This is a genomic window from Paracoccus thiocyanatus, from assembly GCF_900156255.1.
Taxonomy (GTDB): domain Bacteria; phylum Pseudomonadota; class Alphaproteobacteria; order Rhodobacterales; family Rhodobacteraceae; genus Paracoccus; species Paracoccus thiocyanatus.
Genome location: NZ_FTMK01000025.1, coordinates 1 through 22722 on the forward strand (window position 1 = coordinate 1; position 22722 = coordinate 22722).

At 67.2% G+C, this 22722-nt stretch carries 20 protein-coding genes and 1 tRNA gene; 6 read left to right on the forward strand and 15 right to left on the reverse strand.

The window, feature by feature from the left end; translation table 11 throughout:
- From F3H32_RS14695 to lipA, 3 genes are all read right to left on the reverse strand, one after another.
- A partial coding sequence (locus F3H32_RS14695; protein WP_149766491.1) for an AMP-binding protein occupies nt 1-498 on the reverse strand: 498 nt, incomplete at its 3' end.
- A gap of 389 nt (nt 499-887) precedes the next feature.
- Nucleotides 888-971, reverse strand: a tRNA-Leu gene (locus F3H32_RS14700).
- Nucleotides 972-1051: 80 nt separating this feature from the next.
- Complete coding sequence (gene lipA / locus F3H32_RS14705; protein WP_115757395.1) at nt 1052-1999, reverse strand: lipoyl synthase; 948 nt, start codon at nt 1997-1999, stop codon at nt 1052-1054.
- Nucleotides 2000-2143: 144 nt separating this feature from the next.
- On the opposite strand from lipA, the gene F3H32_RS14710 reads away from it, so the two are divergent.
- Nucleotides 2144-2692 carry a peroxiredoxin gene (locus F3H32_RS14710; protein ID WP_149766492.1) on the forward strand — a complete coding sequence of 183 codons (549 nt, stop codon included), beginning with the start codon at nt 2144-2146 and terminating at the stop codon, nt 2690-2692.
- A 67-nt stretch (nt 2693-2759) separates the two neighbouring features.
- Here F3H32_RS14710 and F3H32_RS14715 read toward each other — a convergent pair whose 3' ends face one another.
- Entirely contained in the window at nt 2760-3956 is a 1197-nt protein-coding gene (locus tag F3H32_RS14715; protein WP_149766493.1) for a DUF6456 domain-containing protein, read from the reverse strand.
- Between the two features lie 211 nt (nt 3957-4167).
- On the opposite strand from F3H32_RS14715, the gene F3H32_RS14720 reads away from it, so the two are divergent.
- Entirely contained in the window at nt 4168-4500 is a 333-nt protein-coding gene (locus F3H32_RS14720; RefSeq protein WP_149766494.1) for a DUF6477 family protein, read from the forward strand.
- On the opposite strand, the gene F3H32_RS14725 is transcribed toward F3H32_RS14720, so the two are convergent.
- Nucleotides 4487-6061 carry a helicase HerA-like domain-containing protein gene (locus F3H32_RS14725; protein ID WP_149766495.1) on the reverse strand — a complete coding sequence of 525 codons (1575 nt, stop codon included), beginning with the start codon at nt 6059-6061 and terminating at the stop codon, nt 4487-4489. The genes F3H32_RS14720 and F3H32_RS14725 overlap by 14 nt on opposite strands.
- A gap of 464 nt (nt 6062-6525) precedes the next feature.
- Between F3H32_RS14725 and F3H32_RS14730 the strand changes: the two genes are divergently transcribed.
- Nucleotides 6526-7284 carry an invasion associated locus B family protein gene (locus F3H32_RS14730; protein ID WP_223191477.1) on the forward strand — a complete coding sequence of 253 codons (759 nt, stop codon included), beginning with the start codon at nt 6526-6528 and terminating at the stop codon, nt 7282-7284.
- 68 nt (nt 7285-7352) lie between these two features.
- Here the strand turns inward: F3H32_RS14730 and F3H32_RS14735 are convergent, their stop codons facing one another.
- The 6 genes from F3H32_RS14735 to F3H32_RS14760 form a co-directional block, all read right to left on the reverse strand.
- Nucleotides 7353-8873 (reverse strand): DegQ family serine endoprotease, encoded by a 1521-nt coding sequence (locus tag F3H32_RS14735; protein ID WP_149766497.1) that lies wholly within the window; start codon nt 8871-8873, stop codon nt 7353-7355.
- 321 nt (nt 8874-9194) lie between these two features.
- On the reverse strand, nt 9195-12812 hold the full coding sequence (locus tag F3H32_RS14740) for a vitamin B12-dependent ribonucleotide reductase (RefSeq protein WP_149766517.1): 3618 nt from the start codon (nt 12810-12812) through the stop codon (nt 9195-9197).
- A 436-nt stretch (nt 12813-13248) separates the two neighbouring features.
- Nucleotides 13249-13791: a 5-formyltetrahydrofolate cyclo-ligase gene (locus F3H32_RS14745; RefSeq protein WP_149766498.1), complete on the reverse strand. Its 543-nt coding sequence runs from the start codon at nt 13789-13791 to the stop codon at nt 13249-13251.
- The gene (gene mgtE / locus F3H32_RS14750; protein ID WP_149766499.1) at nt 13776-15155 is read right to left on the reverse strand and encodes a magnesium transporter; all 1380 of its coding nucleotides are present in this window, start codon (nt 15153-15155) and stop codon (nt 13776-13778) included. The genes F3H32_RS14745 and mgtE overlap by 16 nt, the downstream gene beginning before the upstream one ends.
- Before the next feature lie 89 nt (nt 15156-15244).
- Nucleotides 15245-16057, reverse strand: a complete 813-nt coding sequence (locus tag F3H32_RS14755; protein WP_149766500.1) for an inositol monophosphatase family protein — start codon at nt 16055-16057, stop codon at nt 15245-15247.
- 85 nt (nt 16058-16142) lie between these two features.
- Complete coding sequence (locus F3H32_RS14760) at nt 16143-16502, reverse strand: helix-turn-helix domain-containing protein (RefSeq protein ID WP_115756022.1); 360 nt, start codon at nt 16500-16502, stop codon at nt 16143-16145.
- Nucleotides 16503-16680: 178 nt separating this feature from the next.
- Here F3H32_RS14760 and F3H32_RS14765 point away from each other — a divergent pair, with 178 nt between their 5' ends.
- Nucleotides 16681-17649, forward strand: a complete 969-nt coding sequence (locus tag F3H32_RS14765) for an NADPH:quinone oxidoreductase family protein (RefSeq protein WP_149766501.1) — start codon at nt 16681-16683, stop codon at nt 17647-17649.
- Nucleotides 17650-17771: 122 nt separating this feature from the next.
- Nucleotides 17772-18515, forward strand: coding sequence for a Bax inhibitor-1/YccA family protein (locus F3H32_RS14770; protein ID WP_115756021.1), 744 nt, complete (start codon nt 17772-17774; stop codon nt 18513-18515).
- A 401-nt stretch (nt 18516-18916) separates the two neighbouring features.
- On the opposite strand, the gene F3H32_RS17960 is transcribed toward F3H32_RS14770, so the two are convergent.
- Nucleotides 18917-19177 (reverse strand): hypothetical protein, encoded by a 261-nt coding sequence (locus tag F3H32_RS17960; RefSeq protein WP_149766502.1) that lies wholly within the window; start codon nt 19175-19177, stop codon nt 18917-18919.
- A gap of 45 nt (nt 19178-19222) precedes the next feature.
- Here F3H32_RS17960 and F3H32_RS14780 point away from each other — a divergent pair, with 45 nt between their 5' ends.
- Complete coding sequence (locus F3H32_RS14780; RefSeq protein WP_223191478.1) at nt 19223-20068, forward strand: Hint domain-containing protein; 846 nt, start codon at nt 19223-19225, stop codon at nt 20066-20068.
- Nucleotides 20069-20137: 69 nt separating this feature from the next.
- Here F3H32_RS14780 and F3H32_RS14785 read toward each other — a convergent pair whose 3' ends face one another.
- The 3 genes from F3H32_RS14785 to F3H32_RS14795 form a co-directional block, all read right to left on the reverse strand.
- Nucleotides 20138-21343 (reverse strand): HAMP domain-containing sensor histidine kinase, encoded by a 1206-nt coding sequence (locus tag F3H32_RS14785; RefSeq protein WP_223191480.1) that lies wholly within the window; start codon nt 21341-21343, stop codon nt 20138-20140.
- A complete protein-coding gene (locus F3H32_RS14790; RefSeq protein WP_149766504.1) occupies nt 21343-22038 on the reverse strand; it encodes a response regulator in 696 nt (231 codons plus the stop codon). The genes F3H32_RS14785 and F3H32_RS14790 overlap by 1 nt, the downstream gene beginning before the upstream one ends.
- A 133-nt stretch (nt 22039-22171) precedes the next feature.
- Nucleotides 22172-22669 carry a Spy/CpxP family protein refolding chaperone gene (locus F3H32_RS14795; RefSeq protein WP_188128675.1) on the reverse strand — a complete coding sequence of 166 codons (498 nt, stop codon included), beginning with the start codon at nt 22667-22669 and terminating at the stop codon, nt 22172-22174.
- Nucleotides 22670-22722 lie beyond the last annotated feature (53 nt).

A 22722-nucleotide genomic window follows, 5' to 3' on the forward strand; every position in this document is an offset into this window, starting at 1 on the left:
GGCGAAGACGATGGAATGGATGGCGCCGATGCGCGCACAGGCCAGCATGGCATAGGCCGCCTCGGGGATCATCGGCAGGTAGATCACCACCCGGTCGCCGCGCATCACCCCCTGGCTCAGCAGCACATTGGCAAAGCGGTTCACCTTTTCGGACAGTTCGGCATAGGTGATGTGGCGGGCGGGCTGGTCGGGGTCGTCGGGTTCGAAGATGATCGCGGTCTGGTTGGCGCGTTCGGCCAGATGGCGGTCGATGCAGTTGACCGAGGCGTTCAGCACCCCGTCCTCGAACCATTTGACCGAGACCCGGCCCATGGTGAAATCGGTGTCCTTGACCTTGCCATAGGGCTGGATCCAGTCCAGCCGCCGCCCCTCGCGCCCCCAGAACCCCTCGGGATCCGAAATCGATTCGGCATAGAGCCGGGCATAGTCGGAAGGCCCAACCAAAGCATCCGAAAAACCAGCCGGAATGGGATGTTTCTTAACGTTTTCAATGGACATGGCTTCCCCCTCGTAGCAGTCGCATTCGCCCCCCGTCCCGCTTGCCCCCCGATGGGCAGCCCCGTGACGGATCACGGGAAGCGGGCCTTTCGGAAATGTTAAGCAGATCACGGAAATATGTTAAATACATTTTATACAAAGGATAATTCTGTAAATTTATTGACAGGGACTATGCGCAATCTGCAAATATTTTACAGATCCCGCCCTGAGCGGTTCTTTGTGCAAACATGACGATTATGGGGATCGGAAGCGGGCCGGCAGCGTGCCAGGCAGATGTCGTTCCGGTCGAAGCGGGAAATCTGGCGGATGCGGCGCCGGACCGCACCAGGCTGCCACCATTCGTCCCCGATCCTATGGCGGACCGGATCGCCGGCGAATGGAAAGAGCGCTGGTAGGGGTAGAGGGACTTGAACCCCCACGCCTTGCGGCGGGGCATTTTGAATGCCCTGCGTCTACCATTCCGCCATACCCCCATGGCGCTCTTGTCCAAGGTCCGCGCGCGGACCTTTCGCGTTCCGCCTAAGGCGCAACGCGGATATTTGCAAGCCCCGAGTTACGCCTGTCCAAGCCGGGCCAGCCGCGCCTGGCGCAGCTGGGCGAAATCGTCGCCGGCGTGATAGGAAGATCGCGTCAAGGGCGTGGCCGACACCATCAGGAAGCCCTTGCCATAGGCCGATTTCTCGTAGCCCTTGAATTCTTCGGGGGTGACGAAGCGGTCCACCCGATGATGCTTGGGCGTCGGTTGCAGATATTGCCCGATGGTGATGAAATCCACGTCCGCGGCGCGCATGTCGTCCATGACCTGCAAGACGCCCTGCCGATCCTCGCCCAGGCCGACCATGATGCCCGATTTGGTGAACATGGCGGGATCGAGTTCCTTGACGCGCTGCAACAGCCGCAGGCTGTGGAAATAGCGCGCGCCGGGCCGGACCGTCGGATAAAGGCCGGGCACGGTTTCCAGGTTGTGGTTGAAGACGTCGGGCCGCGCCTCGACCACCGCCTCCAGCGCGCCGGGGCGGGTTTTCAGGAAGTCGGGCGTCAGCACCTCGATGGTCGAGCCGGGCGAGCGGTGGCGGATGGCGCGGATGGTCTGGGCGAAATGCTCCGCCCCGCCATCGTCCAGGTCGTCGCGGTCGACCGAGGTGATGACCACATGCTTCAGCCCCAGCTTTTGCACGGCATGGGCGACGCGCCCCGGCTCGAACACGTCAAGCGCATCGGGCTTGCCGGTCGTCACGTTGCAAAAGGAACAGCCGCGGGTGCAGATCTCGCCCATGATCATCATGGTGGCGTGGCCCTGGCTCCAGCATTCGCCGACATTGGGGCAGCCCGCCTCTTCGCAGACGGTGGACAGCCGGTTGGTGCGCAGGATGTCGCGGGTGTCCTTGTAGCCCTGGCTGGTCGGCGCCTTGACGCGGATCCATCCCGGCTTTTTCGGCTGGGGCTGGTCGGGACGATGGGCCTTTTCGGGGTGGCGCAGAACCGGGGGCATTTCCGCCATGTCGGCATCCTTTGGCTGGCAAGTCAGACGAACTTACGAGGTTTCGGGGGGTTGATCAACGCGAATGCAGGGTCCATCAACGCGCGGCCGATGCCGCATTGCAGCATCGACATCAGGGAGGAGCGGATGACGAAAGGACGAAGGATGAAACAAGGCGATCTGCTTCCCGAAGTGACCTTCCAGACCCGCGTTCGCGACGAATCCGTCGGCGGGTCCAACCCCTATCGCTGGCAGGCCGTGACCAGTTCGGACTATTTCGGCGGCAAGCGCGTCGTGCTGTTCTCGCTGCCCGGCGCGTTCACACCCACCTGCTCGACCTATCAGCTTCCCGGCTTCGAAAAGGCCGCCGACGAGATGGCCGGGCTGGGCGTCGATGCGATCTATTGCCTGTCGGTCAATGACAGCTTCGTCATGAACCAATGGGCCAGGGCGCAAAGCCTGACGCATGTCCGGGTGATCCCGGACGGATCGGGCGAGTTCACGCAAAAGGTCGGAATGCTGGTGCGCAAGGACAACCTGGGCTTCGGCGCCCGCAGCTGGCGCTATGCCGCCGTGGTCAAGGACGGCCGCGTCGAAGCCTGGTTCGAAGAGCCGGGCCGCTGCGACGATTGCGCCGAAGATCCCTATGGCGCCACCGCGCCCGAGGCGGTGCTGGACTGGCTGCGCGCCAACCCCGCCAAGGCCGCGGCCTGACCAATCCCGCGACCGAGATGCGAAAGGGCGCCGCCGCGGCGCCCTTTTTCATGGCCGCGTCCCCGGCTCAGCCGATCAGCGGCGCGCCCGCGCCATAGGTTTCGCGGTAATGGCGCTCCAGCCGCATCAGGGCCAGCCGCAGCACGATCTTGCCCGAGCGCGCCGACCAGCCCAGCCGCCGCTCGGTCATCTCGATCCCCTCCAGGAAGCAGCAGACCCGCAGGCACAGGTCGCCCATGCCGGGGCCAAGCTCGCGCAGCGCGGCGCCGACCCGGTTGCGCGCACCGTCCGAGCCGCCGCCGTGGCCGGCCGCCCCGCGCGAGACATCCACCCCCGCCGTCAAGAAACGGTCCCAGTTCTGGGTGATGCGCGGCCCCATCTGCGCCAGTTCGAAATCCTCGCGCAGCCTTTCGCCGGCCGCGACCAGTTCGGGGGCAAGAAAGGGCCGCCCGTCCGCCTCGCGCCGCCGCGCCAGCACCAGAAGCGGGCTTTCGGCGATGTTGACGCGGGCGCGGCGCCGGCGGCCGTCCTCGGGGTCGGTGATCTCGCGGTCTTCCCAGTGCCGGTGCTGGTCGGCATGGGTGAAAGCGGTGGCGGCTTCGGCGCAGCCGTCGGGAACGGGCTGGGCCAGGACGAAATCCTCGGTTCGCGGCAGGGCGTTGCCGCGCCGGGCGGCCAGGATCGCCCGCAGCGCCTCGCGCCCCTGCGGCGAAATCCCATAGCGGCTAAGCCTGCCCTGCCCGACAAGCTGCACCCAGCCGCGCATCGCCATATGTTCGGCCAGTTCACGGTCCAGGATGGCGGTGCGGATATCGTCGCGCACGACGATGGCCTTGTCCATGCCCGCAGCCACCGCCAGTTGCGCCCCCGGCTCGGCCAGGCGGCGCAGAACGCGGGCGATCTGGTTCATGCCCTTGACCCCCGGCGCCACCCCCGGCGCGCGGGTGGATGCGTCACCGTCCTTGCCCCGGTCCCTGGCCGCCGCCCGTTCCACCGCCCCGTCGACCAGCGGGTCGTCGCGCCGCGTCTCGAAGCGGCGGATGCGGCGCAGGATGGTCGAAGCGTGGCAGCCCGCCTCGCGCGCCAGGGCGCGGATCGATTCCCCGCCCTCGACATGGCGCAGATAAAGCTTCAGCGCGTCGTCGCGGGCCGGGCCGGCAAGCGCGGATTCGGGCGAATTGCAATCCGTGGCCTCGGCGCCGGCGGGCAAGGCGGCGATCCGCGCGTCCGGGGCGAAATCTCCCGTCAAAATCGTCATGGTCATTCCTTCGCTTCCTGAAGACGAGCGGGCCGATGCTCGCCCATGGGTTGTTGCTCACCCCACCGGATAAAGCCGGACCGGCGCGAGATGCGGCAGTATTTGCTAAGAATTCCTAACGATTCCTTGCCGCAGCGCGCGCCGGTCGAGACCGGGACGCAACACGCCTTCAGGTTGCGAATAATTTTAGCGGATTCGACCGGCAGAGGATTTCGCCATGACCACGACCTGCACAGTGATCGCCTTTGCGCCGCGTCCCAGGCCGCAGCCGATGCGCCGCCCGCGCCTTTTGGTGCGCGCGGCCAGGGCCGGCCAGGCGGGGTGGAACCGGACGCGCGACTTGCGCCGGGTCCTGAAATGCGACGACCTGCCCGCGGCCGGCATGGCCCTGGCCCGGCTGCTGGCCGAAGAGGAGCGGCTTGACCAGGCCCGGCGCGGCGGCCAGGCCGGGTACGACCTGCACCGTCACGTCATGCTGCTGATCGCGATCATGGCCGAGACGGCCGAAGCCGCCATCCGCCCCGCCGCCGCGCCGCTTACCTGCCCCTGAAAAGCGAACCCAGCACGCCGCGCACCAGCGCCTGGCCGGTCTTGCTGCCCAGTTGCCGCGCCAGGCTCTTGCCGAAGGTGACGGCGATGGAATCGCTGCCGGACCTGCGGGCGCGGGGCGCAGGGTCGGACGGGACCCGCCGGCCGGGTTCATAGCGGCGTCCGCGCGCATGGTCGCGGTCCATGCGCCACAGATCCGCGTCCGCGCCCGAACCCCCGGCCCCCGCCCTGTCCGCAGCCGCCGCCCCGGCCCGCGCCGCCAGGATTTCAGCCGCCGATTCGCGGTCCAGCGCGCGGCCGTATTTCAGCGCCATGGGCGAGGCGGCGTTGATCGCCGCACGTTCGGCATCGGTGATCGGGCCAAGCTGCGCGGATGGCGGGCGGATCAGCGTCCGTTGCGCCAGGCCCGGCACGCCCTTTGCTTCCAGAAACGAGGTCACGGCCTCGCCGGTGCCGACCGACTGGATCGCCTCGGCAATGTCGAAGTCCGGGTTCGGGCGATAGTTCTGCGCCGCCAGCCGCAGCGCCTTCTGGTCCTTGGCGGTAAAGGCCCGCAGCGCGTGCTGCACCCGGTTGCCCAATTGGCCCAGCACCGCATCCGGCAGGTCGGCCGGGTTCTGGCTGATGAACCACAGGCTGACCCCTTTCGAGCGGATCAGCCGCGCCACCTGCTCGATCTTGTCCACCAGCGCCGGCGGCGCGTCGTCGAACAACAGATGCGCCTCGTCGAAGAAAAAGGCGATGCGCGGCTTGTCCGGGTCGCCCACCTCGGGCAATTGCTCGAACAGTTCGGACATCAGCCACAGCAGGAAGGTGGCGTAAAGCCGCGGCGCGTTCATCAGCCGCTCGGCCGACAGGATATTGACCATCCCCTTGCCCGAGGCGTCCAGCCGCATGATATCGGCAAGCTCCAGCGCCGGTTCGCCGAAAAGCCGGTCGCCGCCCTCGTTCTCCAGCACCATCAGCGCGCGCTGGATCGCGCCCACCGAGGCGGTCGAGACATTGCCGTATTGCAGCGACAGCTCCTTGGCGTTCTGGCCGACCCAGACCAGCATGGACTGCAAATCCTTCAGGTCCAGCAGCGCCAGCCCCTGTTCGTCGGCGACGCGGAAGGCGATGTTCATCACCCCTTCTTGCACGTCGGACAGGCCCAACAGCCGCGACAGCAGCAGCGGCCCCATCTCGGCCGGGGTGGTGCGGACCGGATGGCCGCGTTCCCCCCAGATGTCCCAGAAGGTGACGGGGAAAGCCTGGTAATCCAGCGCCAGGCCGATGGTGTCGGCGCGTTTGCGGAACGCATCATGCAGCTTGCCGCCCGGATCGCCTGGCTTGGCGAGACCGGCCAGGTCGCCTTTGACATCCGCCATGAAGACCGGGACGCCGGCCTGGGAAAACGATTCGGCCAGGGTTTGCAGCGTCACCGTCTTGCCGGTCCCCGTCGCGCCCGCGACCAGCCCGTGCCGGTTGGCATATTTCAGCAGCAGCACCTGCGGCAGCGCGTGGCCCGGCCCGCCCCCGCCGATAAAGACCGTTCCGGCATCCAGATCGACGGTGTCTGTCATGTTTCCTCCACGGATCGGCGAAAAAGCGCACGTTCGGACAAAAGGACCATACAACCACAAGGATTTTGTGCCAATCTGATCCTTGCCGGACCCCGCATGTGCGGCGGCCCGGCTTCCTCCCTGTTGGACTGCCGCGCCTTTGGGCGCGGCTTTTTTTTCCGCCCGGACCCCGCCTTTGGCCGCGATGTCATACTGACCTTAAGGACAGTTGACGGCCTTGCGCGCTGGCTCTAGCCTTCCTGTTCAATGATGACCGGCCAGTCCGGCAGGGAAGAAGCACGGGGATCCGGGGCGCGCGCGCGCTTGCAGCATGCGCGTCCCGGATCCTTTTTTCGTCCGCCGCATCGCCGTTGGGCCAGCGCTTCGGCCAACGCAAAGGTGACGCCCGCGCGATGCGATGCGCCCTGACAAGGCGGGGCGCCCATGCTAGGACCGGGGCGATGAACGGACCAAAGGAAGAAAACATGGTCACCAGGACGTCCGCGGCGCTGATCGCCGCCCTCTTCACCGCGGCCGGCGCTGCCACCGGCGCGTTGGCACAAGACGCGGCCGAAACCCCCGCCCAACCGGCTGCCGAAGCGCCCGCTGCCGAAGCACCAGCTACCGCCCCCGCGGCCCAGGCACCCGCGGCCGAGGCACCCGCGGCCGAGGCCCCTGCGGCACCTGCGCCCCAGGCCCAGCCCGGCGGCGAGGCGGCCGAGCCCCAGGTCGGCCAGCCCTATGCCCGGTCCACCCATGGCGACTGGACGCTGCGCTGCATGAAGTCGCAAGACGGCAAGGATCCCTGCGAGCTTTATCAACTGCTCAAGGACAGCAACGATTCGCCGGTGGCCGAAGCTTCGGTCATCCCGATGACCGGCGAGGTCCAGGCGGTGATCACCTTTATCGCGCCGCTGGAAACCGATCTTCAGGCCGGTGTCGGCCTGCAAGTCGATTCCGGCAAGGAAGCCCGCTACCCCTTCCTGCTTTGCGCGCAGGTCGGCTGCGTTTCGCGCGTCGGCGTGGGCGAGCCCGATCTTGGCCCGATGAAGCGCGGCAAGGCAGCGACCGTGTCGCTTCTGCCCTTTGGCGCGCCGCAGGACCAGATGGTCAAGCTGTCGCTGTCGCTGTCGGGCTTTACCGCCGGCATGGCCGCGCTGGCCGAGGCGAACAAGGATATCCCCGCGCCCGCCCTGGCCGAACCGGCAGCCCCCGCCGCACCGGCCCCGGCGCCCCAGCAATAAGCCATGAAAAAGGGGCGCCACGCGGCGCCCCTGCACGGGCCGGGATTTCCCGGCCCTTTTTCATGCGCTCATTCCACCGGCAGCGCGACAAAGCGCGGCTCGCCGGCGCGGCGCACCATCACCAGGATGGACTTGCGCCCGGCATCGCGGGCTTCCTTGATCCGCGCCTCCAGATCGGCCTGGGTGACGACCGGCTGCTGGCCGGCCTCGGTGATGACATCGCCCACGGCCAGGCCCTTGTCGGCCGCAGGCCCGCTGGGATCGACCGATTGCACCACCAGCCCCTGCATGTCGCCTACGCCCAGTTCGGCGGCGATTTCCGGCGTCAGCTCGGTCAGGGCCATGCCCATCACCTCGTCCGCCGACTGGGGTGCGCCCTCGGTCCTGCCGCCCGCGCCTTCGGCCAGTTCGCGCCGGCCCAGCGTCACCTTCATCTCGACCGCTTCGCCGTCGCGCTGCACCACGACATCCACCGCCTCGCCGACCGGGGCGTCGGCCACGCGGCGCACCAGGTCGCGCGGATCCTCGACCTCGCCGCCATCGAAACGGGTGATTACGTCGCCCGCCTTCATGCCGGCATCGGCGGCGGGACCGGCGGGAACATCCGTCACCATCGCGCCCCGCACCTCGGCAAGGCCCAGCGATTCGGCGATATCGTCCGTCACCGGCTGGATCTTGACCCCCAGCCAGCCGCGCCGCGTCTCGCCGAATTCCTCAAGCTGCTGGACGACCTTGGACACCACGTTCGACGCCATGGAAAAGCCGATCCCGATCGAGCCGCCATTGGGCGACAGGATCGCGGTGTTGACGCCGATCACCTCGCCATCCATGTTGAACAGCGGCCCGCCCGAATTGCCGCGGTTGATCGCCGCATCGGTCTGGATGAAATCGTCATAGGTGCCCGACAGCGCGCGGTTGCGGGCCGAAACGATCCCGGTCGAGGCCGAAAAGCCCTGGCCCAGCGGGTTGCCCAGCGCCAGCACCCAGTCCCCCACCCGCGCCACGTCGCTGTCGCCGAACTTGACAAAGGGTAAGGCGTCGGCGCTTTCGACCTTCAGCACCGCGATATCGGTCTTTTCATCCTTGCCGATCACCTTGGCCGGCAATTGCCGGCCCGAGAAGAATTCCACCTCGATCTCGTCGGCACCTTCGATGACGTGGTTGTTGGTCACGATCAGCCCGTCGGCCGAGACCACAAAGCCCGAACCCAGCGCATTCGAACGCTGCTCTCGCTGCGGCCCGCGCTCGAACGGGTTGCCCTCGCCCGGCGGGAAGCCCGGAAAGCCGAATTCGCGGAACAGGTCGCTGAACGGGCTGCCCTCGGGCAGTTGCGGTCCGCGCACCAGCGGCGTCGAGACCGTCGAGGTCGTCGTGATGTTGACGACCGCCGGGCTGACCTGCTCGACCAGGTCGGCAAAGCTTTCCGGCATCACCTGCTGCTGATGCGCCGGGCTTTCGGGGGCGGTCAGCGGCTGGGCCTCGGCCGCACCCTCGGGTGCGGCTGGTTCCTGCGCAAGGGCGGGTGTCAGCGCCAGCATCAGCGCAAGGCTGGAGGCGGTCAGGAGTGGGCGGGAAGAGGGTCTGTTCATCTGGATTATCTCCTTCCATGCCGGGGCGGCGCTATCCGGTGTCCTGGCAATATGCTCACGTTGAAGGGTATTTTCGACCCCGTTGCAAATGAACCACGCTCGCAAAGGATGAACTGATCGTGACTTGCGGACAAGGCCGGACGTAACCGCCCCCGAATGAACAAGTTCCGCGCCCCCCAAGGGAACGCGGAACAGAGGCGGGGTCGCAGCGGCGATCTTGGGCCCGGTGCCGGGGCCAGGCGGCCGGCCAGGATCAGGCCATGCCCCAGGCGTCATGCCGCTGCCCGGATGGCAGGGGCGGGTTGCGCCCCTGCGGTTTGCCTAGCTGCACCCGCTGGTGCCGCCGCAGGTATTGCACTTCATGCAGGTGCCGTTCCTGACCAGCGTGTAATTGCCGCATTCGCCGCAGGGATCGCCCTCATACCCCTGCATCCGCGCCTGCGCCCGCGCGTCAAGCGTGACGACGCCCACCGCCGCCGCGCCCTCGGCGGTCGAAACCGCCGCCACCGAGACCCCGCTTTGCAAGGCCACCAGATCCTGCGGCAGCCGCTTTCTCAGATAGCCGGTCGAGCTGATTTGCCGCAGCATCTCCAGCGACCGCGAAGCGCCTTCGCTGACCGGGGCGACATTGGGCTGGCTTTCGGCCTCGCCCCCGCCCAGGTCGTCGAACCGCGCGCCTTGCGGCTGCACATGCGCCAGGTCGGTGCGATCCAGATAGGACACCGCCAGTTCCCGGAACACATAGTCCAGGATCGAGGTGGCGTTCTTGATGCTGTCATTGCCCTGGACCATGCCCGCCGGCTCGAAGCGGGTAAAGGTAAAGGCATCGACGAACTCCTCCAGCGGCACGCCGTATTGCAGGCCCACGGAAACGGCGATGGCGAAATTGTTCATCATCGCCCGGAAGCCGGCGCCTTCCTTGTGCATGTCGATGAAGATTTCGCCCAGCTTGCCGTCGTCATATTCGCCGGTGCGCAGATAGACCTTGTGCCCGCCGATGATCGCCTTCTGAGTATAGCCCTTGCGGCGCTGCGGCAGCTTTTCGCGATGGCTGCGCACGGCTTCCTTGACGATGATGCGCTCGACGATCTTCTCGGCGATCACCGCGGCCTTTTCCTGCGCATTGCCGGTGGCCAGGATCTCTTCGGCCTCCTCGTCGTCCTCGACCAGGGCGGATGCCAGCGGCTGCGACAGTTTCGAGCCGTCGCGGTAAAGCGCGTTGGCCTTGATGCCCAAGGACCAGCTCAGCCCATAGGCGGCCAGCGCATCGCCGATGCTGGCGCTGTTGGGCATGTTGATGGTCTTGGAAATCGCGCCCGAGATAAAGCTCTGCGCCGCGGCCATCATGCGGATATGGCTGTCCACGGACAGGTAGCGCGTCCCCTTCTTGCCGCAGGCATTGGCGCAGTCGAAGACCGGGTAATGCTCGGGCTTCAGATGCGGCGCGCCCTCCAGCGTCATGGTGCCGCAGACATGGTCGTTCGCCGCCTCGATCTGCGCGCGGCTAAAGCCCAGGTGCCGCAGCAGGTCAAAGCTTGGGTCGTTCAGCTTGTCGGCGGGGATGCCCAGCGTCTCGCGGCAGAACGCCTCGCCCAACGTCCATTGGTTGAAGACGAAGCGGATGTCGAAGGCCGAGGCCAGCGCCGCGTCGATCTTTTCCAGCTCGCGCGGGCCGAAGCCGTGGCCGATCAGGCTGGCATGGTTGATGCCGGGGCAATTGCCCAGGCTGGCATGGCCGACGGCATGGGCGATGATCTCCTCGATCTGGGCCGAGCCATAGCCCAGCGCCTCCAGCGCGGCCGGGACCGAGCGGTTGATGATCTTGAAATAGCCGCCGCCGGCCAGCTTCTTGAACTTCACCAGCGCGAAATCGGGTTCGATGCCGGTGGTGTCGCAATCCATCACCAGGCCGATGGTGCCGGTCGGCGCGATCACCGTCGCCTGGGCATTGCGATAGCCATGCGCCTCGCCCAGGGCCAGCGCCTCGTCCCAGGCGCCCTGGGCCAGTGCCACCAGCCGCGGATCGGGGCAGTTTGCGGCATCCAGCGCCACCGGCGCCACGTTCACGCCTTCATAGCTGCCGGTGCCATGGGCCGCGGCGCGATGGTTGCGGATCACCCGCAGCATGGCGCCTGCGTTCCTGCCATAGCCCGCGAAAGGCCCCAGTTCCGCCGCCATCTCGGCCGAGGTGGCATAGGCGACGCCGGTCATGATGGCGCTCAGCGCGCCGCACAGCGCCCGGCCCTGCTCGCTGTCATAGCTCAGCCCCATGGTCATCAAAAGGCCGCCGATATTGGCATAGCCCAGGCCCAGGGTACGGAAATCATAGCTGCGCTGCGCGATCTCGCGGCTGGGGAACTGCGCCATCATGACCGAGATTTCCAGCGTCACCGTCCACAGCCGGCAGGCATGGACATAGCCGTCGGCGTCGAACTCGCCCCCCCGCCAGAAGCTCAGCAGGTTCATCGACGCCAGGTTGCAGGCGGTGTCGTCCAGGAACATGTATTCGCTGCACGGGTTCGAGGCACGGATCGGCCCGTCCTCGGGGCAGGTATGCCAGGCGTTGACGGTATCGTGGAACTGGATGCCCGGATCGGCGCAGGCCCAGGCGGCATGGCCGATCTGTTCCCACAGCTCGCGCGCCGAAACGGTGCGGGCGACCTTGCCATCGGTGCGCCGCACCAGTTCCCACGGCAGATCCTCGCGCACCGCACGCAGGAAGGCGTCCGTCACCCGCACCGAGTTGTTGGAGTTCTGCCCCGAGACCGAGACATAGGCTTCTGAATCCCAATCCGTATCATAGACCGGGAACTCAATGGAATCAAAGCCCTGGCGGGCATATTGCAGAACCCGGTTGACATAGGTCTCCGGGATCATGCTGCGCTTGGCCGAGCGGATGGCCGATTTCAACGCCGCGTTGCGGCTGGGGTCGGTGGCGTCCTCGATGCTGCCGTCCCAGCCGCGGATCGCGGCGAAGATCTCGTTCAGCTTGCGCTCGTGCATCTTGGAGCCGGCCACCAGCGAGGCGACTTTCTGCTCTTCGATGACCTTCCAGTTGATGAACTGCTCGATGTCGGGGTGATCCATGTCGCAGATCACCATCTTTGCCGCGCGCCGGGTCGTTCCGCCCGATTTGATCGCGCCGGCTGCGCGGTCTCCGATCTTCAGGAAGCCCATGAGCCCCGAAGATTTCCCGCCGCCCGACAGTTTCTCGCCCTCCCCTCGAAGGGACGAAAAATTGGTGCCCGTGCCCGAGCCGTATTTGAAAAGCCGCGCCTCGCGGACCCACAGATCCATGATGCCGCCTTCGTTCACCAGGTCGTCGGCGACGGACTGGATGAAACAGGCATGCGGCTGGGGATGTTCATAGGCGCTGTCCGACCGGACCAGCTTGCCGGTCTTGTAATCGACATAGAAATGGCCCTGGCCGGGGCCGTCGATGCCATAGGCCCAATGCAAGCCGGTGTTGAACCATTGCGGACTGTTCGGCGCGCCCATCTGCGCCGCCAGCGTATAGCGCATCTCGTCGTAATAGGTGCGGGCATCTTCTTCGTTCGAAAAATACCCGCCCTTCCAGCCCCAATAGGCCCAGGCGCCGGCCATCCGGTCGAAGACCTGCCGCGCGCTGGACTCGCCGCCAAAGCGCGCCTCCTGGGGCAGCGCCGCCAGCGCCTCCTCGTCGGGGACGGAACGCCACAGGAACTCGGGCACGCCCTTTTCCTTGACGCGCTTCAGCCGCGCCGGCACCCCGGCCTTGCGGAAGTATTTCTGGGCGATCACGTCCGAGGCGACCTGGCTCCAGCCCTGGGGCACCTCGACCGCATCGTTGCGGAACACGACCGTGCCGTCGGGATTGCGGATCTCGCTGGTGGTGGTGGTAAAGGAAAGCGCGCCGTAAGCCCCGCTCTCGGCCGTGGTAAAGCGCCGTTCGATCCGCATGCCTTGACTGTCCCCCGTCATCCTGCCCTGGGCGCATGTCCGCCGCGGCCAGCGCCCAGCGGCGCGGGTCCAGGCGACCGGCTCACGCGGCACCCCGAAAGCTTTTTCCTGATCTTCATCCCTGCTGCCGACCCGCCTCCGTTTCCCTGAAAGGGTACCAGATTTGGTGGTGCCTGGGGCGTGGGACACAAATTGACCCGAATGAAGCCCTGTTTCAATCTCTTTTTTCGCTGGACAGCAAAGCGATTTTAAGCCCCGCCAGCGCGGCGAGATTCGCGGCAGGGGCCTTGTTAACAACTGCCGGACCACACAGCAGGACGAAAAGCCAAGCGATCAGCACGGGTTCCCGAGGGTCATTCACCCGTTTTCCACAAACTTATCCCCAGGCGGACAGCGTCATGGTTGCAATTTTGTTCGCAAGCTCGCGCATAAGGATTCACGCCTGCGGCAGGATGACACCCTGGTCGGTGACGACCAGATCCAGCGGCTGGTCGGTCGGCTCGGCCGGGATGGCGCGAATCTCTTGCGCGGCATAGGCCAGCCCGATCGCCGTGATCGGGCCGCCGGCGCGCAGGGATTCCAGGGTCCGGTCGTAGAATCCGCCGCCATAGCCCAGCCGATGCCCGGCCCGGTCAAAACCGGCCAGCGGCACGATCAGCACCTGGGGCCGCAGCAGCGGCGAATCGGCGGGCGGGTGGCTGGTGCCGAACCGGCCCGGCTCCAGCCGGTCGCCATGGGCGCGAAACTCCAGCGGCCGGGCCGGGCCGATCACCGCCGGCAGGCAGACCGGCCCGTCATGGGCAGCCATCGCCGGGCGCGGATCGGCCTCGCCCCGCATCGGCCAATAGCCGGCCAGGACCTGCCCGCGATGGGGCGCCAGCGCCGCGATCAGGTGGCGCGTCAGCGCCGCGTCGTCGCCGCCCGCCGCGCGTGCCGCCAGGGCCGCCTGGCGCAATGCGGCCTTCAGACCAGGATCCATGAAGCCAGCCCCAGGAATGCAAAGAACCCCATCATGTCGGTCATGGTGGTGACGAAGGTGCCCGAGGCCAGCGCCGGGTCCAGCCCCAGCCTGCTCAGGCTCAGCGGCACCAGGACGCCGCCCATCGCCGCGACCACCTGGTTGGCGATCATCGCCATGCCCAGCACCAGGCCGATCTGCAAGCTGCCCAGGATGACCGCGCCGGCCAGGGTCAGGATCAGGGCCAGGCCAAGGCCGTTGAGCATCCCCGCCATCAGTTCGCGCAGGACCACGCGGCGCGCATTGGCGCTGGTCAGCTCGCGCGTGGCCAGCGCGCGCACCGCCACCGCCAGCGACTGCGTGCCGGCGATGCCGCCGGTCGAGGCGACGATGGGCATCAGCGCCGCCAGGATCACCAGTTGCGCCAGCGTCGCTTCGAAGCGCGAGATCACCAGCGCCGAAAGCGAGGCGGTGCAAAGGTTGATCACCAGCCAGGGCAGGCGCTGGCGCGCGGTCTGCAACGGCCCGTCCGAGACGTGGCTGTCATCCGAGACGCGGGCCATGCGCAGGAAGTCTTCTTCGTGTTCCTCGTCCAGCACCGACATGGCGTCGTCGATGGTGATGACCCCCACCAGCCGGTCGTCGTCATCCACCACAGGGGCCGAGATCAGGTGATACTTGTTGAAGGCATAGGCGACGTCGCCTTCGTCCTGCCGGGCCGAGATGGTGCGGAAGCTGTCCTCGGCAAGGTCGCGCAACAGCACCTCGCGGCGCGAGGCCAGAAGCTTGCCCAGCGTGACATAGCCGGTCGGGTGGCGGCGCGGATCGACCAGCACCATGTGATAGAACTGGTCGGGCAGCCATTCCTCGGCGCGCAGGAAGTCGATGGCCTCGCCCACGGTCCAGTGTTCGGGCGCCGTCACCACCTCGGACTGCATCAGGCGGCCGGCCGAATATTCCGGCCAGGTCAGCGAGCGTTCGACGGCGGCGCGGTCGGATTCGTCCAGCGCCGCCAGGATGGCTTGCTGCTCGGGCGCCTCCATGTCCTCGATCAGGTCGACGACATCGTCGCTGTCCATCTCGCGCACGGCCTCGGCCACCACCTCGTCGGGCAGTTGCTCGATCACCTCTTCGCGGATGGATTCGTCGATCTCGGACAGGATCTCGCCGTCGATCTCGCCGGAATAGAGTTGCAGGAATTCGCGCCGCCGCGCCGTGGTCAGCTGCTCGATCAGGTCGGCGATGTCGGCGGCGTGCATCGGCTCCAGCGCCGCGTCCAGGGCGGGACCATCACCGTCGTCGATGGCCTTGTCGATCACCTCCAGCCCCTGGCGGGTCAGGTGGAAATCGGCCTCGGGGGTTTCGGCTTCGCGCGGCTCGGTCATCGGCGGCTCCTCGGAATGGGTCCTGGGACGAGGATGGACGGTCGGGAAAGGGCGGGGTCGAGGCACCATAGGAGCCTTGCGTCCGGGCCTCAATCGCCCTTCAGCAAGGCTAGCGCCTCTGCGTGCAATTCCGGTGAACCCGCGGCCAGGATGGTGCCGCCGCCATGCGCCGGCCCGCCCTGCCAGTCGCTGACGACGCCGCCCGCCGCCTGCACCACGGCGATGGGTGCCGCCACGTCATAGGGTTGCAGCCCGGCCTCGATCACCAGATCGACATGGCCGGCGGCCAGCAGCGCATAGGCATAGCAGTCCAGCCCATAGCGCACCAGCCGCGCCCGCGACGCCACGCGCAGGAAGGCGGCCTGTTCGCCGGGATCGCCCACCTCGGGATAGGTGGTCATCAGCGTCGCCTGCTCCAGCGCCACGCCGCGGCGCGAGCACAAGCGCACCGTGCCCCGGCCCGAGATCAGCCGGGCGGGGCCCAGCCCGCCCTCGAACCGCTCGTCCAGGTGGGGCTGGTCGACGATGCCATAGATCGGGCCCTGCGCGTCGCTGACGCCGATCAGCACGCCCCAGCTTGGGGCCCCCGCCATGAAGGCGCGGGTGCCGTCGATCGGGTCGAGTATCCAGGTCAGGCCGCTTCGTCCATTCTGGACGCCGTATTCTTCGCCCAGGATCGCGTCCTCGGGGCGCTCGGTGGCCAGGATGGCGCGCATGGCGCGTTCGCTGGCCCGGTCGGCTTCTGTCACCGGGTCGAAGCCGGTGGCGGACTTGTTGTCGGGCCGCAGCAAGGGGCTGCGGAACAGGCTTAGCGTCTGGACGCGCGCGGCATCGGCAAGGCGATGCGCCACGGCCATGATCCGCTTGGCCTCGTCGGTTGGTTCGCTCCTGTTTGCCGTCATGACCTGCCCTGGGGATCTTGCCTGGGCGCAGGTTTAGCCGCAGTGCCGCGCAAGCGAAAGCCCCGCAGCGGCGGCGGTCACGGCTTTAGGCTGCGTCGGAAAGCACGCGGGCCAGCTCGAAGATCTGGCGCCGCTGCGCCTCGGGCATGGCGTAATAGGCCCGCACCAGTTGCAGCGCCTCCTTGTCGGCCAGGATGTCGCCTTCAACCGCGTTATGGACAAGCCCGTCCTCTAGCCCTTCGAAGAAGAAGCTGACCGGCACGTCCACCGCCCGCGCGATGTCCCAAAGCCGCGACGCCGAGACGCGGTTCATGCCGGTTTCGTATTTCTGGATCTGCTGGAACTTGATCCCGACCTTTTCGGCAAGCTGCTGCTGGGTCATTCCAATCATCCATCGGCGGTGACGGATGCGTTTTCCGACATGGACATCAACATCATGTTTCATGGTAACACCTCACTCAATCTAAACGGGCGCTACACCAGATCGGCGCAATTTTCGAGGTCGATAATGCCCACTTGTCCAAAAAGACAATCGCCTGGGGGCGGCGAATGGCTCTGGCCGAACCCCCCGGAAACATGGAAAAAAGCCGCGCTGGCGGCCTGACGGAGGGATCGAGGGAATCATGCAGACGACCTGGAAAATGATGCAAATCAAGGAAATGTCCGGTTCGCCCGTGGCAGGGGACCTGTCCCTGCCCGCCCCCGGTCCGGGCCAGGTGCTGGTACGCCTGCATGCGGCGGCGCTGAATTTCGCCGACCTGCTGATGACCGAGGGGCGCTATCAGGAAACTCCGCCCCTGCCCTTTGTCCCCGGCCTGGAAGGCGCGGGCGAGGTGCTGGCCGCCGGCCCAGGCGTGGCGCTGGCGCCGGGCACCCGCGTTGCGGTGCAGCAACAGGGCACCATGGCCCAGGCGAACCTGTTTTCCGCCCAGGCCTGCTATCCGATTCCCGACGCGATGCCCTATGAGCAGGCGGCGGGCTTTCTGATCGCCTATGGCACCAGCCATTTCGCCCTGACCCTGCGCGGCGGGCTGCGCGCGGGCGAAACCCTGGCGGTGCTGGGCGCGGCCGGCGGCGTCGGCCTGACCGCGGTCGAAATCGGCGCCGCCCTGGGCGCGCGGGTGATCGCGGTGGCGCGCGGCGCGGACAAGCTGGCGATCGCGCGGGCGGCCGGCGCGACGGAATGCCTGGACAGCGAAACCTGCACCGACCTGCGCGCGGCCCTGCGCGAACTGGGCGGCGTCGACGTGGTCTATGATCCCGTGGGCGATGCGCCCGGCGCGGCCGCCTTTGGCGCGCTGCGGCCGGGAGGGCGCTTCCTGGTCATCGGCTTTGCCGGCGGCAAGCCCCCGGCCCTGCCGCTGAACCACGCCCTGGTCAAGAACATCGCCATCCACGGCTTTTACTGGGGCGGCTATCGCAAGCTGGACCCCGCATTGCTGCGCCAGGACATCGCGGCGCTTTTCGCGCTTTACGACCAGGGCCGGCTGCGCCCGCACGTCGGCGCCACGCTGCCGCTTCAGCGGCTGGCCCAGGGCTATGACCTGCTGCGGACGCGGCGTGCGACCGGCAAGGTGATCGTTAGCCTGTGAAATTTTCGTCAGATGCCCCCGAATCCACCGATGTCGCATTGAAAAATCATCATCCTTCGCCAATATCTGCGTGGATGGTGGGGCGTCCGGGCCGCACCGCGAATTTCGACCGGGGAGAACCTATGCAAGACTACAATTCGATCCGCACGGCCGGGACCGCGACGCGCTCGGCTGCCGTGGATGAGGGCCTTCGCGCCTATATGAACAAGGTCTACGGCCTGATGTCCGTGGCCATGCTGGTCACGGCCGGCACCGCCTGGGGCATCTCGGGCCTGGCGATGAACCCTGACGGGACGCTGACCCAGCTTGGGGCCGCCATCTACACCTCGCCGCTGAAATGGGTCATCATGTTTGCGCCGCTGCTGGTCGTCTTTGGCTTCGGCGCGGCGCTGAACCGGCTGTCCGTATCGGCCGCGACGACCGTCTTCTACGCCTTCGCCGCGCTGATGGGGATCTCGATTAGCTGGATCTTCATGGTCTATACCAGCTATTCGATCATCCAGACCTTCCTGATCACCGCCGTGGCCTTTGCCGGCCTGTCGCTTTACGGCTATACGACCAAGCGCGACCTCTCGGGCATGGGCACCTTTCTGATGATGGGCCTGATCGGGCTGATCGTCGCCTCGATCGTGAACATCTTCCTGAAATCGGGCGCGATGCAGTTCGCCATCTCGGTGATCGGCGTGCTGATCTTTGCCGGGCTGACCGCCTTTGACACGCAGAACATCAAGAACACCTATCTGCAACTGGCCAATTCGGACCGCGACTTCCTGGGCAAGGCCGCGATCATGGGCGCGTTGCAGCTCTACCTGGACTTCCTGAACCTGTTCATGTTCCTGCTGCAATTCCTGGGCAACCGCGAATAATCGCCGCAACCAGGCTGGACCTTTCGGGGCCGGGCATTCGCCCGGCCCCTTTCTTTTGCGCCGCGCCCCTGCCCGCGGGCCATTTTCAGACATATTGGCAATACAGGCATCCGCATCCTTATCGCTGCCGTCGGAAATATCGCTGCAATTTTAAGTTGATATAACCAGACGGTTCAGTTCTCGCACTTGCCTGAAATTCAGGTTTATCGGACAAAACACTGTCGGCGCCCTGTTGGCCCGATACTGCGCGTTGCAGCACCTGACAAGCTTGTCCGGCTGAATTCGGCTGGAAACGCCGATTACGGCGATGGGCACCGCTTGTCCAAAGCTCAGCCCGCGCGAGGCAACCGATTACGCATTCACCCGCAAGGGCGCGTATCTGAATAGCGAGTGTTGAAATGTCACGTAAAAATTGTGATCCCGTCGAGGTGGACAGCACCACCGTGATCTTCCTTGGGAAGATGTCGGACATGGATCCCAGGGAAGATCGCGCCGGTGCCGAAAACGCCGCCAGCGTCCTGGGCGGAAAAGGCCTGGGTTCCGTCGCCGACCCGCTGTGAAAGGACCGGGTCGAACTGACGACCACCGACAAGAACGGCGACGGCACGATCCGCAACGAAAGCGAATATGTCAGCCACGATGCCGACGGCGATGGCAACCAAAGCAGCCAGCGGATCGATTCCACCTTCCAGGTCAAAGGCGTCAAGGTGACGTTCCGCGACGATGACGGCGGCACCTATGAAAAGACGCTGACCCTGCGGATCATGCAGGACAAGGACGGCAACGTCTTCCTGCTGCCCCCGCCCAAGGGCGCCTCGGCGGCCGAGCTGAATGCGCTGACCACCGATCCCATCGTCTCGGTCGTGTTCCCGAGGGATAAAAGCTGCTACAAGCTGGATTATGACGGCATCTATACCGACCGCCACGATTTCCCCTGCTTCGTGCGCGGCACCCTGATCGAGACCGAGCACGGCCCCGTCCCGGTCGAAGAACTGGTGCCGGGCATGATGGTGCTGACCCGCGACCACGGCTTGCAGCCGCTGCGCTGGATCGGCTCGCGCGCCCTGGAAAGCGAGGTGCTGGACAGCAATCCCAACCTGCGTCCGATCCGCATTGCCGCCGGTGCGCTTGGCAAGGATCTGCCCCGCCGCGACCTGCTGGTCTCGCCCCAGCATCGCGTCCTGGTGCGCTCGAAGATTGCGCAAAAGATGTTCGGCGCCACCGAGGTCCTGGTCGCGGCCAAGCAGCTTTTGCAGATCGCGGGCATCGACGTCGCCGCCGATCTGGCCCAGGTGGAATATTTCCACTTCCTGTTCGATCAGCACGAAATCGTGCTGTCCGAAGGCGCCGAGACCGAGTCGCTTTATACCGGCCCCGAGGCGCTGAAAGCCGTCGGCAGTAAGGCGCAGGCCGAGATCTTTGCGCTGTTCCCGGAACTGCGCGACCGGCCCGAGGATGCGCTGCCGCTTGGCGCCCGCCTGCTGGCTTCGGGGCGGATGGGCCGCAAGCTGGCGATGCGCCACGCCCAGCACCGCAAGGCGCTGGTGCAGTAAGCGCCGATCGACCGGGGCCGGCCCAGGACCGGCCCCGTTTCCGTCCCCGCCCGCTTGGGGCTGGCCAGATCAATGGGCCTTTGGCGCCAGCGGCAAGGTTACGGTGAATGCCGCGCCCCCGTCCGGCGGGGCGTCCAAACGGACGCTGCCGCCATGACCCTCGGCGATCTGGCGCACCAGCGCCAAGCCCAAGCCCCAGCCGCCCGCCGCCTCGCCATGGCCGCCGGGGCGATAGAAGGGTTCAAACACCCGCTCGCCATCGCGCAGGGGGACGCCGGGACCGTGATCCCGAACGCTTAGCCAGGCCTGCGCCCCGCTGGCGCCGACGGTGATGTCCAGCGGCGGGCGGCCATGGCGCAGCCCGTTCTGGATCAGGTTGCGGATCAGCCGGGCCAGCAGCCGCGCATCCCCCGTCACCTCGGCCGAATGGCCCCGGACCTCCAGCCCGGCCAGCGCCGCCTCTTCCGCGGCCAGCGCCAGCAGGTCCAGCCTTTGCAGCGGTTCCGCGATGCCGGCATGGGTCAGCCGGCTCGACAGCAGGATTTCGCCCACCAGCTCGTCAAGCTCGGCCAGGTTGCGGGCGATTTCCTGGCGGCGGGCGTCGGACGGGTCGCTGTCGTGAAGATCGACCGCCATGCGCAGCCGCGCCAGCGGAGAGCGCAGCTCGTGGCTGGCATTGGCCAGCAGCGCGCGATTGCCGTTCACCAGCGCCTCGACCTGCGCCGCCGCGCCGTTGAAGCTGGCGGCCACGGCGGCGATTTCGTCGCGCCCCTCGACCGGGACGCGCAGGGCCAGATCGCCCTGCCCCCAGGTTTCGACGCCGCGGCGCAGGCGCTCCAGCCGGCCGGTCAGGTGGCGCACCACCGGCCAGGCGGCCACCGCCGTCAGCCCCGCGACCAGCGCCAGCACCACCAGCGGAATGCCGTGCCGGCGAAAGGGCGGGTCAAAGCGCATGGTCATGCTGCCGCCATCGGGCATGGCGACGCTGACCGCCCGGCCGCCATCGCCCGGATCGCCGTGGCGCGCGATGATCCGGCCGGCCGCGTCGCGCAATTCTATGTCGGAATGGATGGCCGGGCCGATGCGGTTCAGCACCGCCTGCGCGTCCCGTGCCCCGGCCAGCGCCGCCGCCAGCACCGTGGCGCGCTGGTTCAGCCAGCCGCGATCCTCGCGCGCGACCAGGGCCAGGACCGTTGCCACCCCCGCCAGGGCCAGGATGGCGATGCCGCCCAGGACCGTCAGATAGATTTTCAGAAACAGCCGGCCGCGCATCATCACCCCTCGTCGTCCTGGCGCCGCGCCATGACATAGCCCGCCCCCCGCACGGTGACGATGCGCCGCGGATGGCGCGGGTCGTCCTCGATCGCCGCCCGGATGCGCGAGACATGCACGTCGATCGAGCGGTCAAAGGCGTCAGCCTCGATCCCCTTTACCCGGTCCAGCAACTGCTCGCGCGAAAGTATCCGCCCGGCGCTTTCGGCCAGCGCCAGCAGGATGTCGAACTGGTGTCCCGTGATGTCGCAGGGCTGGCCGCCCAGCCGCGCCATGCGCGAGCCGGGGTCGATTTCCAGCCGGCCAAAGCGCAGCACCCCCGACGGCGCGGGCGCGCCGCGGCGGCGCAGGATGGCGCGCAGCCGCGCCAGCAATTCGCGCGGGTTGAAGGGCTTGGGCAGATAATCGTCGGCGCCGATTTCCAGCCCGACGATCCGGTCGGTCTCGTCGCCCTTGGCGGTCAGCATCAGGATCGGCACGTCCGAGCCGGCGCGGATGCGCTTCAGCACCTCGAACCCGTCCAGGTCGGGCAGCATCACGTCCAGCACCACAGCGTCGGCCGGGTTGCGCGCCAGTTCGGCCAGGCCCGCCGTGGCGCTGGCCGCGGTCTGCACGCCATAGCCGTTGGCGGACAGATAGTCGCGCAGCATGGCGGCAAGCCGCGTGTCGTCGTCGATGATCAGCAGATGTTCCGGCATGTCCTGTCCCCGGCCCGGTAGTTCCCGTCCCCGCCATAGCATGATCGCGGCGGGTTGCACGCTATCCCCCCGGATGTTTTCATGAATGCCGCGCCGATCGGGGCCGGCGCGGCATCGCGTCAAGGACCGTCGGTCAGAACTGGCCCGGCCCGAAGCCCCGGCCCATCTCGCGCCCCATATCGCGGCGTTTTGCGACCAGGGCGGCGCGCTGTTCGGGGGTCAGCACCTCGGCCGCGTCCAGCAGCGCCTGGCTGGCGCGCAGCGAGGCGGCGTCGGCCGTGGCCATCACCTCTTGGCGCAGCGCCTCGACCGCGGCGCGGTCGAGTTCGGGGGCCGCCATCAGATCGGCCAGCCGGCCGCGCCGGTCGTCCAGGGCGCTGGCCATGGGGCGGATCTCGGCGCGGGCGGCGTCCAGGATCGTCCAGATCTGCTGGCGCTGGTCGTCGCTGGCCTCGACCGATTTCAGCGCCCGTTCCAGCATCATCCCGCGGAACGCCCCGCCCATGCCGTGGCCGCGAAAGCCGTCGGCGCGCACTGCCGCCGCCGTGGCCAGCGCCGCCAGGATCAGCAGGGCCGCCAGCCCGCCCCACAGATAGGTCCGGCGCCGCGATCTTCCCGTGACGTGTTCCATTCGCATGTCTCCTTTTTTCCGATGCGGCCATCCCGGCCGCGATGGGACAGGTC

Excerpts from the sequence above, each read along its gene's own strand:
- F3H32_RS14725 (WP_149766495.1), bottom strand. The coding sequence starts at position 6,061 with ATGACAGACACCGTCGATCTGGATGCCGGAACGGTCTTTATCGGCGGG.
- F3H32_RS14710 (WP_149766492.1), top strand. The coding sequence starts at position 2,144 with ATGAAACAAGGCGATCTGCTTCCCGAAGTGACCTTCCAGACCCGCGTT.
- F3H32_RS14790 (WP_149766504.1), bottom strand. The coding sequence starts at position 22,038 with ATGCCGGAACATCTGCTGATCATCGACGACGACACGCGGCTTGCCGCC.
- F3H32_RS14765 (WP_149766501.1), top strand. The coding sequence starts at position 16,681 with ATGCAGACGACCTGGAAAATGATGCAAATCAAGGAAATGTCCGGTTCG.
- F3H32_RS14720 (WP_149766494.1), top strand. The coding sequence starts at position 4,168 with ATGACCACGACCTGCACAGTGATCGCCTTTGCGCCGCGTCCCAGGCCG.
- F3H32_RS14760 (WP_115756022.1), bottom strand. The coding sequence starts at position 16,502 with ATGAAACATGATGTTGATGTCCATGTCGGAAAACGCATCCGTCACCGC.
- F3H32_RS14795 (WP_188128675.1), bottom strand. The coding sequence starts at position 22,669 with ATGGAACACGTCACGGGAAGATCGCGGCGCCGGACCTATCTGTGGGGC.
- F3H32_RS14715 (WP_149766493.1), bottom strand. The coding sequence starts at position 3,956 with ATGACCATGACGATTTTGACGGGAGATTTCGCCCCGGACGCGCGGATC.
- F3H32_RS14730 (WP_223191477.1), top strand. The coding sequence starts at position 6,526 with ATGGTCACCAGGACGTCCGCGGCGCTGATCGCCGCCCTCTTCACCGCG.
- F3H32_RS14770 (WP_115756021.1), top strand. The coding sequence starts at position 17,772 with ATGCAAGACTACAATTCGATCCGCACGGCCGGGACCGCGACGCGCTCG.
- F3H32_RS14785 (WP_223191480.1), bottom strand. The coding sequence starts at position 21,343 with ATGATGCGCGGCCGGCTGTTTCTGAAAATCTATCTGACGGTCCTGGGC.
- F3H32_RS14740 (WP_149766517.1), bottom strand. The coding sequence starts at position 12,812 with ATGCGGATCGAACGGCGCTTTACCACGGCCGAGAGCGGGGCTTACGGC.
- mgtE (WP_149766499.1), bottom strand. The coding sequence starts at position 15,155 with ATGACCGAGCCGCGCGAAGCCGAAACCCCCGAGGCCGATTTCCACCTG.
- F3H32_RS14745 (WP_149766498.1), bottom strand. The coding sequence starts at position 13,791 with ATGGATCCTGGTCTGAAGGCCGCATTGCGCCAGGCGGCCCTGGCGGCA.
- F3H32_RS14755 (WP_149766500.1), bottom strand. The coding sequence starts at position 16,057 with ATGACGGCAAACAGGAGCGAACCAACCGACGAGGCCAAGCGGATCATG.
- lipA (WP_115757395.1), bottom strand. The coding sequence starts at position 1,999 with ATGGCGGAAATGCCCCCGGTTCTGCGCCACCCCGAAAAGGCCCATCGT.
- F3H32_RS14735 (WP_149766497.1), bottom strand. The coding sequence starts at position 8,873 with ATGAACAGACCCTCTTCCCGCCCACTCCTGACCGCCTCCAGCCTTGCG.